This is a genomic window from Viridibacterium curvum, assembly GCF_039544165.1.
GTDB lineage: Bacteria > Pseudomonadota > Gammaproteobacteria > Burkholderiales > Rhodocyclaceae > Viridibacterium > Viridibacterium curvum.
The window spans coordinates 16,825-30,404 of sequence record NZ_BAABLD010000011.1 but is presented as its reverse complement, the minus strand read 5'-3'; the positions used below and the strand labels follow the sequence as shown (position 1 = coordinate 30,404).

12 protein-coding genes are annotated in these 13,580 nt (G+C 59.9%); 3 read left to right on the top strand and 9 right to left on the bottom strand.

Annotation, left to right across the window (positions count from 1 at the left end; all coding sequences use genetic code 11):
- Window positions 1–745: 745 nt before the first annotated feature.
- A complete protein-coding gene (locus ABEA02_RS14650) occupies window positions 746–1,150 on the top strand; it encodes a hypothetical protein (protein ID WP_345533838.1) in 405 nt (134 codons plus the stop codon).
- A 690-nt stretch (window positions 1,151–1,840) separates the two neighbouring features.
- Here ABEA02_RS14650 and ABEA02_RS14645 read toward each other — a convergent pair.
- From ABEA02_RS14645 to ABEA02_RS14630, 4 genes are read right to left on the bottom strand one after another with little or no spacing between them, the layout of a single operon-like run.
- Window positions 1,841–2,248, bottom strand: a complete 408-nt coding sequence (locus tag ABEA02_RS14645; RefSeq protein ID WP_345533837.1) for a hypothetical protein — start codon at window positions 2,246–2,248, stop codon at window positions 1,841–1,843.
- Entirely contained in the window at window positions 2,245–2,763 is a 519-nt protein-coding gene (locus tag ABEA02_RS14640) for a hypothetical protein (protein WP_345533836.1), read from the bottom strand. Before ABEA02_RS14640 ends, ABEA02_RS14645 begins: the two co-directional genes overlap by 4 nt.
- Window positions 2,763–3,788, bottom strand: a complete 1,026-nt coding sequence (locus tag ABEA02_RS14635; RefSeq protein WP_345533969.1) for a hypothetical protein — start codon at window positions 3,786–3,788, stop codon at window positions 2,763–2,765. The genes ABEA02_RS14640 and ABEA02_RS14635 overlap by 1 nt, the downstream gene beginning before the upstream one ends.
- 24 nt (window positions 3,789–3,812) lie before the next feature.
- A complete protein-coding gene (locus tag ABEA02_RS14630; RefSeq protein ID WP_345533835.1) occupies window positions 3,813–4,121 on the bottom strand; it encodes a hypothetical protein in 309 nt (102 codons plus the stop codon).
- A gap of 28 nt (window positions 4,122–4,149) precedes the next feature.
- On the opposite strand from ABEA02_RS14630, the gene ABEA02_RS14625 reads away from it, so the two are divergent.
- Together ABEA02_RS14625 and ABEA02_RS14620 are read left to right on the top strand one after the other, a co-directional pair.
- Window positions 4,150–5,682 (top strand): glycoside hydrolase family 44 protein, encoded by a 1,533-nt coding sequence (locus tag ABEA02_RS14625; RefSeq protein ID WP_345533834.1) that lies wholly within the window; start codon window positions 4,150–4,152, stop codon window positions 5,680–5,682.
- Window positions 5,683–5,785: 103 nt separating this feature from the next.
- Window positions 5,786–6,235 carry a hypothetical protein gene (locus tag ABEA02_RS14620; protein ID WP_345533833.1) on the top strand — a complete coding sequence of 150 codons (450 nt, stop codon included), beginning with the start codon at window positions 5,786–5,788 and terminating at the stop codon, window positions 6,233–6,235.
- A gap of 178 nt (window positions 6,236–6,413) precedes the next feature.
- Here the strand turns inward: ABEA02_RS14620 and ABEA02_RS14615 are convergent, their stop codons facing one another.
- The 5 genes from ABEA02_RS14615 to ABEA02_RS14595 all read right to left on the bottom strand — a co-directional run bounded on the left by ABEA02_RS14615 (window position 6,414) and on the right by ABEA02_RS14595 (window position 13,213).
- Window positions 6,414–8,495: a DUF6055 domain-containing protein gene (locus ABEA02_RS14615; protein ID WP_345533832.1), complete on the bottom strand. Its 2,082-nt coding sequence runs from the start codon at window positions 8,493–8,495 to the stop codon at window positions 6,414–6,416.
- A gap of 381 nt (window positions 8,496–8,876) precedes the next feature.
- Window positions 8,877–9,785, bottom strand: a complete 909-nt coding sequence (locus ABEA02_RS14610; RefSeq protein ID WP_345533831.1) for a hypothetical protein — start codon at window positions 9,783–9,785, stop codon at window positions 8,877–8,879.
- A gap of 64 nt (window positions 9,786–9,849) precedes the next feature.
- Window positions 9,850–10,314 (bottom strand): hypothetical protein, encoded by a 465-nt coding sequence (locus ABEA02_RS14605; protein ID WP_345533830.1) that lies wholly within the window; start codon window positions 10,312–10,314, stop codon window positions 9,850–9,852.
- 246 nt (window positions 10,315–10,560) lie between these two features.
- The gene (locus tag ABEA02_RS14600; protein WP_345533829.1) at window positions 10,561–12,081 is read right to left on the bottom strand and encodes a hypothetical protein; all 1,521 of its coding nucleotides are present in this window, start codon (window positions 12,079–12,081) and stop codon (window positions 10,561–10,563) included.
- A gap of 346 nt (window positions 12,082–12,427) precedes the next feature.
- Window positions 12,428–13,213, bottom strand: a complete 786-nt coding sequence (locus tag ABEA02_RS14595) for an NPP1 family protein (protein WP_345533828.1) — start codon at window positions 13,211–13,213, stop codon at window positions 12,428–12,430.
- Between the last annotated feature and the right edge of the window lie 367 nt (window positions 13,214–13,580).

The following is a 13,580-nucleotide window of genomic DNA, read 5'->3' as shown; positions in this document are numbered from 1 at the left end:
TTGGTGCAGTGCTGAACCCCCTTGTTTGTCGCGCCCTTAACATCCAGCCGTTACGAGCGCGATTGAGATGAGTAAGCCGGCAGATCCAGGCCACTTCAGAAGAATTCCGTTAAACTCAAATTCTTTGAAATATTTTTTCAAATTATAAATAAAGTCAGAATGTCGAAGAACCGATGCTCCGATCCGGAATTGCGTTTATTGTACTGAAATGAGAAAACCTCTACGTTTTATTCCAGTTGTTTATTTTGTGCTTCTAATCCCGGTTTTTACAGTCATTCAAGGGTATTGGGCTTTGTGGGAGTACAAAAAATCGCCGTCGTCATCCTGTATTGACTGCGACATATTTTCTGACCTGCTGTGGTCAAGTCTGTTGCCAGTTCTCGGGTGGGGTCTGATGCAGCTGATTTTCCTCTGGAAAAAACCTGGGCTGCGTACCAGAACAGTTTGTTTTGTGGCGGTGTTGACCGTTAGCTGGATATACATCAACACTTTGATTTTTGACGAGAGAGAAGCCTCGTGGAGCACATATACCAATATCTGGGCTATAGGGCTATCTCTGTCTCTGGTCCCCGTGGTTGCAGCAGGGGGAGCTATGGGGGTTATGTACTATCTATCCAGTCTGAAATTCAGGTGGTAGATGATATTTGAATATATGGTGGTAAAGCTTTTTAAGTTGGCTGTTTGATTTTTAGAGCCTTGTGTAAAATCAAATTTTGATAGAGTGTGATAAATTGTGCGTTATTTGATGGCTTTATTTTCTTTGTTTGTGATGTCATGCAGTGAAAATCCGGAATTTTTTCGATCCAGTAGCGTATCGAATCTTGTTCTAATAAAAGGTCTGCCAGAAAACATTCAGAATTCAAAAGAACTGATTGAAAAATATCTCGTTGATAATTTTTCACACAATAAAGATTCGACAATTTACGTCTACAAGTATACTTCCAGAACCGCCTATTTCCTGGACAGCAAGGAGGATCCTGGTGGTTTTTCAAGCGAGGAGTTCAGCAGGTATCAGGATGTGGATGGGATTGCGGTTTTTGGGTTCGTAAAGTGTGAAAACAGCCAAAACAAAAATAAGGCAATAATCAGGTATTACAACGATGCATTTGGGGATTTCTATTCCCCCGGCGTTCTGATCAATAATTGCTGACTCACGCGGGAAGACGGCTGGAGGTGTCGAGTCCTCATGCCTCGGGGCGGTTGTGCTGATGGGGCTGTAAGCGTTTGATTCGTATGGATAGAGATTTTGCCGCCTAATTTACTTTCCATGTTCCAGAGTCGTACATCAGTCGCATTGTGTAGTTGATCTGAAGTGTCTGAACGGCCTGGCAAGTTATTTCGGTATTTTTTCTGGAAGGCTCTGGCGCCAAGACGCTTATTGACGAACCTCCTCTCAGCGGATCAAACAAGGTGTATCGGTACCCATTGTTCGAGAAGTCGATGGACGCATCGCCGTTAGCAAAGGAGTTGTAGGTGAAAGCGCCCGCGGGCGGTCTTTTGTCGGGCGGATAGGTCAGTACTACTCTGCCGCGCAGGGAAGCGCGGTACTGCAGATAGCCCGTCGTACGGGTCATAGTGCGCGACGAACACAGCGAGTAAACGTGCTTTCCGCTTTTGCAGCTCCACAACGTGATTTCGTCTGCACTGCAAAGCGGGCTTTGCGGATACTCGCCTTTGTACTGTGCCCATGTAGCATCTGTGATGGACGACACAGGCGTCTGTCCTGAAGCAATTCCAGGGGTGAGTGCGGGAGTCAGTGCCAGCAAAAGCAGAGTCGTGCATATTTTCATTGTGCGTAGGCTCCCGTGTTGTTTTGATTTTTGCCAAACGACTTCGCCCGTTACCACTTACAACCTGAGCCTCCCTCAGATGCTGTATCCATCACGAACTCGTAGGGTTTGGCCCTTTTCGTTGACGTGTAGCTAAAACCGTAAAAAACAGCACCTTGAACAACGACGGTGTACCTTCCCGCATCAGCGCGACCGGTTTTTTCAATGTATTCATAGGTGTTTTCAAATGGACGCCCTTCGGCCATTTCGATGCTTTCCAGACTTTTCTGCTTCAGGGAAATAACACCGCTTCCATTCCTGTATCGCACGAAGGCATCGGTACTTTTGTTATTGGCAAATGCAAACGCCAGGTAGATCGGCTTTGCCTCATCTTTTGAGACGAAGCAGAACCAGTTCAAATTGGCCGCATTTGCGCAGCCAACTGACAGTAGAGAAATGAAAATCGCGAGCTTTTTCATGATGATGCCGGGGTCCCGGCTGTCTTTCGGGTTTGTGCTGGAGGTGACTCCAGGATCTCGGAGCCTTCTTTGTCAGGGAAAGAGATCTCGGTTTTCAAGGCGTCTCCTTTCCCGACCCTGGTGGTTATTACGATCGCAATGCCGTGAGTGTTGAAGTAGTCAGAAAGTATCTCGCTTGAAAAGCCACCGGGGTCGTCTTCATGATCAATGAAGTACTTTGTTGTTCTGTTGTGTTTGTAGAATGTGGTGCTGTAAGTGCTCAGTTTTTTTCCTTCGAAAGCAGGGTGAAGGTGTCGCTTATGAAACGCAAGCAGATCTCTCTTTAGCTGGTCGATGTCTTCTGGCGGGTTATCAACCAGTACACTCTGAAAGTAATATCCGTACCCTCGTCTTTCATCGTCCCGGTCGTAGATGCCTTGATGGCTGTGCAAGGGCAAATCAACGAACTCTAGTTTTCCCGAGCAGGATGTGAGCGATAAGAAAATAAATAGAACAGCAATTTTCAGCTTTGACATTACCAGTCAACCTTCACTTCTTGATAGCTTGGCTCGTTAAAAGGCTTGAAGACGTACATGTGCACCACCCGGTAGTTGAGATTTCTTTCGTCGAAGTCCTTGATGCCTTCGCTGGCGGTCGAAATTATCTCAAGGCGGTCGTCGCCGATTTTGCCGTGCGAGTAATGAAAGTTGCCAAGCGCCGCGTTGACGCCTTCGAGAATTATCCGATCATCTTTCAGCTTGTAGTAGCCCTCGAACAGGGTTCTTCCTCGCTCTGCACGCGCTGCGTGCTCTTTCACGACCCGCAGATAGTCGCCCCCGAATTCCTTTTCCGGGACCAGATATGATATTTGCTGGCCGGTCTTGAAGAATTTGTAAAAGTGCACGTACCCCTTGAAGCTGTGATCTGTGACATAACCGTTACGCTGGGTATAGACCTTGTCGAGAACGTACACCCCGTCGGTTCGCAGCACCGCGCTTTCGAGCAAAAAACCTTCCGCGTAAAAAGAAAAATCGCTCTTTACGTAGTATTTGTAAGGGCTGCAGGAAACCAGCAGCGCTTGTAATGTGACAACCACAAGAAATTTCATTCTTGTCATGCGTACGGCTAACACGTCGACCTCATTAATGGTTCGGGCCTGAACCGGTGGATTTTGTAGGCCATGATTTGTCAAGGTTCCGTCGTCGCGCAGTTTGAATCGCCTCGGCTTCGGTGGCGGGGGGAGAGGGCAGTCCGTCGAGACGGGCTGAGTGCCAAGCTGTCTGTAGTAGTTTGCCTCAGCTTCTGCAGGCGGGATGTTTCCGGTGGGTTCGAGCACTCTGTGGCGGCCGTACCAGGACACCCATTCCAGAGGATTTCCAAACGAGCGGCCCCTCAGCCGCGACAGGCGGCGCATGGTTCCCGCTACCTCGGCGCCCGGAAACCCGGATGGGCCGTTCGCCCGATGCTTCACGAACTGCCGTTGCACATTGCGCAAAATGCAGGCGAACGCTGCACTGTATTGCGCCGGCGAAGATCGGCCGCTCCCGGAGAGTCCTGCCATGCCCCACCACGTTCGTTGTCTCGTTCACCGTCCCATCGCGGCCCTGTTGCTGGCGCTCTGTGCTTCGCTTGCGGCCTGCGGCGGTGGAGGGGGCTCGGGAGGCTCCTCCACGGGCACGCAACCCAACCAGTTTTCCAGTACCAGCTCGGCCGCCAGCGCGAGCGCAAGCAGCCAGGCTGCCAGCGCCGCGAGCAGTGCCATCAGTAGCGCTGCAGCCTCCAGTTTCGCATCGAGTGCCCTGACGTCCTCCTCGTCATCCTCCTCCGCAGTGAGCAGCGCGGCCGCCACATCGAGCAGCAGTGCCGCGAACAGTTCTGTGACGGGCGCCATCATCACCCCCGATACACCCGTTGCTGGCGCCGTGAGTTTCACCATCCGCAGCGACCAGAACGTCGCGCCCATCTCGCGATTCATCTACGGCAACAATTTCCACGACTTTGCTGCCGCCCACCCGAAGAACCTTACCCTCAGCCGCCTTGGCGGCAACCGCTGGACCGCCTACAACTGGGAGACCAATGCCAGCAACGCCGGCACCGACTGGTACAACCAGAACGACGGCTACCTCTCGAATAGCAACACGCCGGGCGCAGCCGTCACGCCGTCAATCACCACGGCCCACGCCAACAACGCCGCCATGCTCATCACCGTGCCGATTGCCGGCTACGTGGCGGCTGACAAGAGTGGCGGCGGTGACGTCAACCAGTCCGGCAGCAACTACCTCGCCACCCGCTTCAAGCAAAGCCTGCCCAAGAAGGGCTCGGCCCTGTCGCTGACGCCTTCGACCACGGACGCCTACGTCTACCAGGACGAGTTCGTGAACTTCATCGACAAGAGCTTTCCCGGTGCGCGCAGCGACGCCACACGCACCATCTTCTACTCGCTCGATAACGAGCCCGACCTGTGGGCCAGCACTCACCCGCGCATTCGTGGCGACGCCAGCGGCAGCGCAGGCAACAAGGCGACCTACGCCGAGATGGTGCAGCGGAGCTCCCTGTATGCGGACGCCATCAAGAGCGTGGTACCGCAGGCCATCGTGTTTGGTCCCGTCAACTACGGTTGGCAAGGCATGGTGACCTTGCAGGACGCCCCCGACGCCGCAGGCCGAGACTTCATCACCTACTACCTGCAGCAGATGTCTGCTGCGCATACCAGCGCCGGCAAACGCTTGCTTGATGTGCTGGATGTGCACTGGTATTCCGAAGCCACCAACGCTGCCGGCACACGCATCACCAACGATGCCACCGGCAGCGACGCCAGCCTCAACGCCGCCCGCATGCAGGCGCCACGCTCCCTGTGGGACGCCGGCTACACCGAACAGAGCTGGATCGGGCAATGGAATGGCGCCATCCGCCTCATCCCGAGGTTGCGCGAGAAGATCGCTGCCAGCTACCCCGGCACGCGCCTGTCGATCTCGGAGTACAACCATGGCGGCTCGCAACACATCTCCGGCGGCATCGCACAGGCCGACACACTGGGCATTTTCGGCCGCGAAGGTGTCTTCGCCGCCTCCTTCTGGAGTCTCACCGGCAGCAACGACTCCTTCGCCTGGGGCGCCTTCGAAATGTTCCGCAACTACGATGGCGTCAACGGCAGCTTTGGCGATACCAGCATCGCAGCCAGCACCACCAATGTGGCCGACAGTAGCGTCTACGCCAGCGTTGACGCCGGCAGCGCAGACCGCATGGTGCTCGTTGTCATCAACAAGACCGCCAGCAGCCAGACCGCCGCACTGCGCATATGGCATACGCGGCGCTTCGCGCGTGCGAAGGTGTTCCAGCTTACCGCCGCCTCATCGGTGCCGCAGGCCGCCGGCACGATCACCCTCACACAGATCAACGCCTTCCAGTACGCCATGCCGGCCTACAGCGTGAGCACCCTCGTGCTGGAACCCTGAGCGACACCGCGCAGCTCACAGGGCTGCGCGAGAGTAGGCAAGTCTTCGTCACCGTACCGCGCCGCAACCATAAGAGCAGACCGACAAGCCACCGGAGGAGCACATGTACACCATCGCCAACAAGATCGTGAATTACAGCAACCGGAACGTCTGGTGCTCTTACAGCGGACCGAGCGGCTGGAGGGTGCGCCTGCTTAAAGCGTATTCCCGCACCGAGTGGGTGGTGGACGTCGACTACGTGATGGCGCAGACCTCTGGCGTGCTCATCAATGGCAGAACCGGATGGTGGAAGCTGGGGCAGGGCGGTTCGTTCTTCATCGCCAATCATGCGCAACGCTCGAAAGGCCTGATCCTCGGCGCCTCGGCCGGTGGGCTCGTCGACAGCATCCGCCAATTCGACGACTGGGCCAAAGGCTTGCAGCGCCCGTTGCATGAAGAAGTGCTGCGCTACGCCGGCTCCGAGAAGTACCGCATCCTCTCTGCCTTGGACATCGCCTGGTTCTATCGGCAGCGGGAGAGCCTGATGGCCCCCACTGCGGCACTTGACCCCTGATCGTCAGCCGCTGCGCGCCACAAACCAGCCCTCACCCCAACCCCTCTCCCGCCGGGAGAGGGGCCATGACCACCATCTCCCTGCGGGAGTGGGTGGCGCGAAGCGCCGGGTGAGGGCTGCTTCGCTGCGGGCTGCAGTTATCGGTAACTGCCGACCAGCGAGCGAAGCGTTGCTGCCCTCATGGCCGCCAGACCAGCGTCGTCTTGCTGTTGATGTCGGTGCCTGAGCCTACTGTGGAAGTGCTGTCGACGAAGCCGCTGCGGTTGCCGGTGCCGAGGTTCAGGCCGGTGCCACGGTATTCCACATCGCCGTAGAGGTTCAGGTTGCCAGAGGCGCCCTGGTTGGCCTCGAAGAAGCCCAGCGGGTAGAAGGTGGTGCGGACCTGTGCTGCGCCCGACACTGTGAAGCTGTTGTTGCCCCAGGGGCTGCCCGTCATGCCGATGATGCTCAGGCCGCCCACGGTGCCACCGCTCACCGAGCCATTGGCGATGATCGCCTGGTCTTCGATGCGTGCCGTGCCTGAGGCACTGCCGCCCGGCAGAATGGTGGCATAGGGGCCCACATACACCGTGGCAGGCGTGCTGCCGGGTGCGCAACCACCGCCGTTGCTGTGACGCGCCGTACCCGAGGGGCAGGCATCGCGCTGCCCGTTCTGGAAGCCCTGCGGCCATGCATTCGCCACCTCGATCATGTAGCGATAGCGCCGGATCGTTGCGTAGTCCTGATCCCAGACAATGGTCTTGAACACCGAGGGCGTCGCCGTCACCACCAGGAACAAGGGCTCGCCCGCATTCACCTTGAAGGTCAGATCGCCATCCAGCCCCTTCTGCAGCGCGCTGTAGCGTGCCGAGGTGAAGCCTGTGTTGGTGGCCACCAGCCCCCAGCGGAAGTCCGCATCCGAGCCTGACGGATTGTCGCCCCTGAACTTCACCGTGACGGTGCTCGCACCGCTCTCCGGATACAGGCGTACGACGTTGTAGCCAAAGCGTTGCGGCGCGCCGTAGAACGGCGAGACAAAGCGGCGGTTGCTGGTCCAGTTGCTGTCGAGCGCCTCCAGCGGCATCAGGCGCCGCATGCGCTCGGCCCGATCCGTCAGCGTGATGTTGCCGTAGGTGTTGCGGAAGGCAGTCGGCGTCGCCTTGTAGTCCCACACCACGTTGTGCATGGCCCAGTCACCCATGAAGTCGTTGAGCTGCGCAATGCTCCAGCCGCGTGACTTCTGGATGTTGGTGAAAGGGTCCGAGCCCGCCGTGGTCCAGATCTGGGTGACGGCCTCTGGTCCGTACTTGTCCTTGAGGAACTCCATGAACTGCCAGTTGCAGTAGCGGTCGCGCGTCGAGCCCAGATACAGGTGCGGCATGTTGGCCAGCATCTCCGAGCAATGCACGTTGCTCTGGTACTCGGGCAGCTGATGCGGCGTGAAGTTGGCGTGGCTCTCGAAGATCCAGCCGCAGGTGTTGGCCGTGTTGCAGGCCATGCCGCCGACATTGGCAGCCCACGACTGCCAGCCGTGCGTGAACTCGTGCGTGAGCCCCCAGTGGTCCTGCAGTGCGCCCGGCCCGATCCACATCCCCAGGTGCAGCAAACCCGCCGTATCGACCCATGCGCCGCCCGTGAGGCCCCAGCCCGAATGGATGTGCACTGCCGCCTTGATCTTGTCGGTCTTGTTGTAATAGGGCTCGGGCATGAACAGGTTCGCGTTGAACAGGTTCTGCCACACCGTGTTCTCCAGCGTGTCTGCGGCCAGCGTCAGATCCGCGTCGGATACGGTCTCGTCCGAATAGAAAGCGAAGTGCGCCGACTCCTTCACCAGCTTGAAGCCCGAGTTCGAAGGGTCTGGCCCAGCGGCGCGCCAGGTACCGGCAGTGACAGCGGGCTTGGTCGGCGTCGTGCTCGCCCACACCGTCGTCGTCGTGCCCTGGTCAACTACTGCCGTCGCCGTGCTGCTGGAGGCACTGCTCAGGCTGCTGCTCCCCACGCTACTCGTAACACTACTGGCAACGCTGCTGGCCGTACTGCTGGCACTGCTACCTGCACTGCTACTGCTGGCACTCGCTGCGAGGCTGCTGCTTGCGCTGCTGGCCACGCTGCTCTTGCTCCTGCTCCTGGCCAGGGCGGTGGCAGCAGCGTCGGCACTTTCTACGCTGCTCGTGCTGTCGTTCGTGCCGCCACTGCCACCCCCACCGCCGCAGGCGGCAAGCGTGGTGGCGAAAATCAGGCACATGAGGGCGGATGGCCCGTAGCGGGTGTTCGAATTCATTCCGGGGTTCCTGGCTGAAGCGTGGGGGGATGTCGATAGTCTGCGCAGCGAGTCCATGACGGCTATCGCCGAGGGACTTGCTCCTTCAAGGCAGAATTTTTGCATCGGCTCCGATGCGGCCATCGACCCGGTGGATCGAAGGGAGAATGCGGCGGTCGCGTGGCGCTGCGAGCGATAGCGGGTGCTGCTTTTCTCGATTTTCTGGACGAGCGGCCAAAAAAAGCCCGCCAATCTGGCGGGCGTTTGGGTGATGCGGGCCCTGGCCGCAAGGCATGACGTTGCCTGCATTAACCCGCAAGCGGCGGAGTAGGGCGGTTTCCGTGCGCTGCGACAGCCCACCGACACAGCCCACCGGTACAGCCCCCTGCATCCACTGTTTGCTCAGTACCCGCTGCCGGCTGTGGCATCGGCAATGCGGAAGAATCCCCCTTCTTCCACGATCTTCAGTGCGACCGTCATCTCATGCACAGACATGCCATGCGGTGTGCGCACACTGATGATCTGGAATTCCGACCAGCCACGGATCGCCTCGCGCGGGATGCTTTTCGGAAGATCCATCCTGACGTTGCCATCCGAATCCTTCACCATCGACGTGTCGCCATTGAGCACCTGGATCACCTGCACGTGATCGAAGTAGTCGAAGGGGCCGTACTCGGTCTCCAGTTTGCTGATGCGCGTCAGCAGCGTCTCCAGCGTCTGGCCTTTCACCGCTTTGGGCGAGAACAGCGGAGCGATCCGCTCGTGCTGCCGCGTGACGAGGTGAAAGGCGAACTGATGCGTGAACGCGCGCAAGCGCTCGGCGAGCAGCGTCGCCGTCGCCTGCTCACCCACAATGCGCAATTCACTGCGCCGCTTAAGACCTGCCCAGACATAGCCCGGCACAACCGCCTGAACATCCCGCGCGTCAAGGATGTCGGCGAAGTTGCGCGCGTAGACCTCTTCACGCCCCGCAATGCCCACGAAGCGCAGCGTGAAGGCTGCTGGCGACTGGAAAGGCGCATCCTCGTTCCACGACACCGCCGAGCCGGCCTGATCGAGCAGCACGAACAGATTTTCGTTACACAGAAAATTCAGGCGCTCCCGCACCGCATCCTGTCGCAGCTTGCCGCCCTTGCCCGCGAAAATAGCGAGCACTTCGTCAAACGGCAGACTCTTACGCTCGATCAACTGATCCAGAAGCTGTTTGATTTCCTTCGGGCTTGTTGCCAAGTTCTGCTCCGTTCCTGATTGTCCTGTCCGCAGCCTGGTCCAAGAACGACCGGGCGAACGTACCGACGCGCCGCGCAACACGCTGACCGGGCTGCGCGCTTTTGGGCCGTGGCCTGCGGGTGCATCACCCGATGCACCCCCGCGCTCACTGTGGCAGACGTTTGAGCTTGAGCAGCTTGCCATTCCATTGCGCCACGGCGGCCGCACCTCGCACGCCCAACACATTGATGTCCACCAGCCAGTTCTTGCGCTCATAACTCACGGCCGGGTACGGGTCGCCATTCGGATACGACTCCAGCACCACCGCCTTGTCTGCATCGCCCGGCACCGCCTTCCACACGGTTTTCGGCGGGCTCGACATCTTGCGCCAGGCCTCTGCCGACGGGGCCGGGTTGGGGCCGGCGTCGACCGCAATCTTCAGCGTGCGTTTGTCATCCGCATACTCGCAAGCCGGGCCCAGCATGCCGCGCATCTGTGTCACCACCTTGAGCTTCACGCCCAGTTGCTCCGAGAGATACTCCGCCGTGTAAGGGCAGGTATCCGCGGCGCCAGCGCCTGTCGGCGCGATCAAGCCCCAAGCCAGGGCAACCAGGATGATGGGTTGTTTCATGGGCATGTCCTCTCTGCATGTGCGATGAAGTGGGATGGGTCAGGCATGGCATAGCGGTGGCGTGCCATCGCCGCGAATCCTGACGCCTGCGCCCCATGCCTGTCCAGCGGCGTGTCGCGCTGCTTCACAGCGAAGCGACAACCCTGTCTGCCCCCGAACCCGGTTGACGCATCGCAGGCATCACCGGGGCTGCAAGCAGAAGCGCGACATGCAGGCGAATGCTCGAACGCAAGACTCGCCGTCGACTCAGTTGGCGAGCTTGCAGCTTGCGACGCGATTGACGTCGATGCGGGTGTCACCACGGCTGTAGGCCCACACCACGTCGCCATTCGGGGCGGTGACCATGTCCTGGAACCTGTCGATGTTCAGGTTGGTCGTGACAGGGCCCTCAAGCACCGCGCCCGTGGTGGCGCTGGCCACAGCGAGCACCAGCTTGCCGCTCGCCTTCCAGCCCAGCAGGAGTTTGTCGCTGCCATAGGCCGCCATGTAGGGGCGGAAGGGGTAGGTCGCATCCATGCCTGTGGCTGCGCTGATGCTTACCTGCTGCGTCAGCGCGGTGCCGCTGTTTGGCACCTTGGCCAGCTGCAGGCTGTTGCCGGGCTGCACGTAGTTGATCCAGAAACCATCGCTCGCAGGCACCAGACCGCCCAGCGCGCGCTGCGTCGCATCCGTGCTGCCCTGCCATTGCAGGTTTGACGAAGCCGCCGTTGGCGAGCTCAGGCGAGCCACCTGCAACGCGTTGGGATACGCATCGCCGTGACAGGCCGCGCCCCAGCGGCTGCCGTTGTAGCCAAGGCGCACCGACCAGCTGTGGCTGCAACCCCATTCCCAGCCACCGCTTTGCAGGGCGCCGGTGCTGGCATCGACGAAGCGCAGCGTGTCGCCCGCGTGGATGTCGACTTCACCCGCCACGCCGGGTCGCTCGTACGAACCGGCCGAGCGGAAGTAGACGCCGATGCGGCTGCCGTCGGTGGCCAGGCGCGCGGTGTGGGCGTACCACCAGGTGAAGATCGCCCCGACGCTGTCGACGTTGTTCTTCTTCGTCAACGTTGTGCGCGTGAGCGTGTTGCCACTGCCATCGAGCCTGACCAGATCCATCTTGCCGCACACGTTGTTGCTCGGCGTGCTGGCGCCCTGGCAGTACTTGGATGAGTAGATGTCGGGGTCGTTGTCGACAACCGCCAGTGCCACTGCGTCGCCGATGGCAAGGCCTGCATGCACCTCAAGCCCTGTGAGGTTGGGCAGGTTGCTGCCCAGCGTGTCGTTGCTGGCGAGATTGGCAAGGCGAATCGTCTTGGCCGTGCTGTCGGTCCAGGCCAGCAGGCTGCTGCCATTGGCGCGCGGTGTGATGATGGCGGGGGTGTATTCGTCATTGACAGCGGCCTTGCCGCTGACCGTGAGCGTGGTCGCACGCAGGCGGTTTTCGAGGGCATCGCATGCAGCAGACGGCGCGCTGGATGTGGCGCTGCTCGAGGTGGCCGATGAAGCCGATGAAGCAGATGAAGCCTGACTGGACGATGTCGATTGCGAACTGCTGGCGGCGCTGCTGGCCGAAGCTGCCGCGCTGGACGAAGCCATCGAAGAGCTTTTGGCGCTGCTCACCGAGGACGAAGCGGCGGACGAAACCGAGGACGCCACTGACGACCCTGCCGACGAAGCCGCCGTGCCGCTCGATGCTCCGCCGCCACCGCAACTGATGAGGCCAAGCGAAGCAAGCGCAGCAGGGATCAGCAGGTGGGTCAGTCGAGCGAGGGCGTGGCGAGTCATGTCTTGAGCAGTGCAGTGTGTATTGGACTTGTGGCGCGAATTGCGGTGACTGGCCAATCAAACTGCAGGGCGAATCACCGGCCCAGATGCTAGGCGGACCACGGGCGGGCGCCACAGCGCGGGGCGCTGATCGCGCCAGAAGCTCGCCCGGAAGGCATATCGTCGCCAGGCACAGGCGCCGACCGAAGATGAACGGTCAGCCCCGCCCGGTCGCTGGCCTTGCAACACGAAGGGGCTCTGTAACGGAGGGGCTCTGTAGCGGAGGGGCTCTGTAGCGGAGGGGCGGGAGTCCCGGTCCCGCCCGCGACGTGCCAGCCACGCAAGCGAGGCTGGCACGTGCGAGCGCTCAGCGCAGCGCGTCGAGACTCGCTGCGGTGAAGCTGGGGTAGCCAGCGGGCTTGTAGGTGTTGAGGTTGCTGACGAAGTTGCTGTCCTTCATCGGGATCGTGGCCGAGCCGTAGTCAAAGCTGTTGAGCCTGGCGCGCATCTGCGCGTTGCTCACGCCGTCGCCCTTCATCGTCGTCCAGCTCGTAATCACCGGCGTGACAAAGCTGCCATAGGCGTTCTCGGCAACCTCGCCGCTTTTGGCAAAGCGCAGCGCATGCGTGGTCACACCATCCTTGTGATAGACGATCTTCATGTGGCCGTTCTGCGTCGGCAGGCTGCCGATCTCGCTGTTGTAGAGCTTGCCGTGTGCGCTGTAACCGCCGTGCGTCACGACGCCGTTGCGGGTCCAGATCGCCGCGTGCTCCCAGTCATGCCGATGGCCACCACCGAACACCGTGGCCTGATCCTTCAGAAAATACAGCGCGTAGAAGTGGCCGCAATACACATCGGTGCCGCTTGTCACGCAGGCATGGCGATGCAGCGTGTTGGACAGCTGCAGGAAGATGCCCGCGCGGCAGCCGCCGGTGATGGAACCACTCGGGTTGAGCCCGCCGTTCTGCACGCCCGTGCGGCTGATGCCTGCGCTGGGCAGGCAACCGTCCGTGTCAAAGTCGAACACCGGGTAGTTGTTACTGATGTTGATGCCCGCAGGCAGGGCTTCATCCAGACGTGCAAAGTCGTCGGCCTGTGCGCTGGCACAGAAGAGGGCGCTGAACACAAACAGCAATGAGGTACGGCACAACATGGGCAGAGGCTCCTGAGTGATGAAAGGGCTTGCCGGGTCGGGGGCGGGGGAAAACCCGCCGGCGACCCGGCAGCAGGACTCTGGCGCGCCCATGTTTCAGGCGTGCCACGGTGACCCCGCCGGGTTGTGCCTGCCCGCTGCGTGCCTGGCGGCGAATGGTTGCCCGCGCCGCCGACCGTGCGAGTCAGCGATTGGTTCAATCGCCTTTGCCTATCACCTGGATTGAAGAAGTTGGAATGCCTCCTCGCCTAAAGTGCACTCGGGCCGGGCACCAGCGAACCAGCCGGTTGTTGAACGCGTGGCGCGGAGCGTTGATCCAAGCCCGGGTTGAGCGTGCTCTGCACCCGGCCTCACCCCTTCAGGTTTC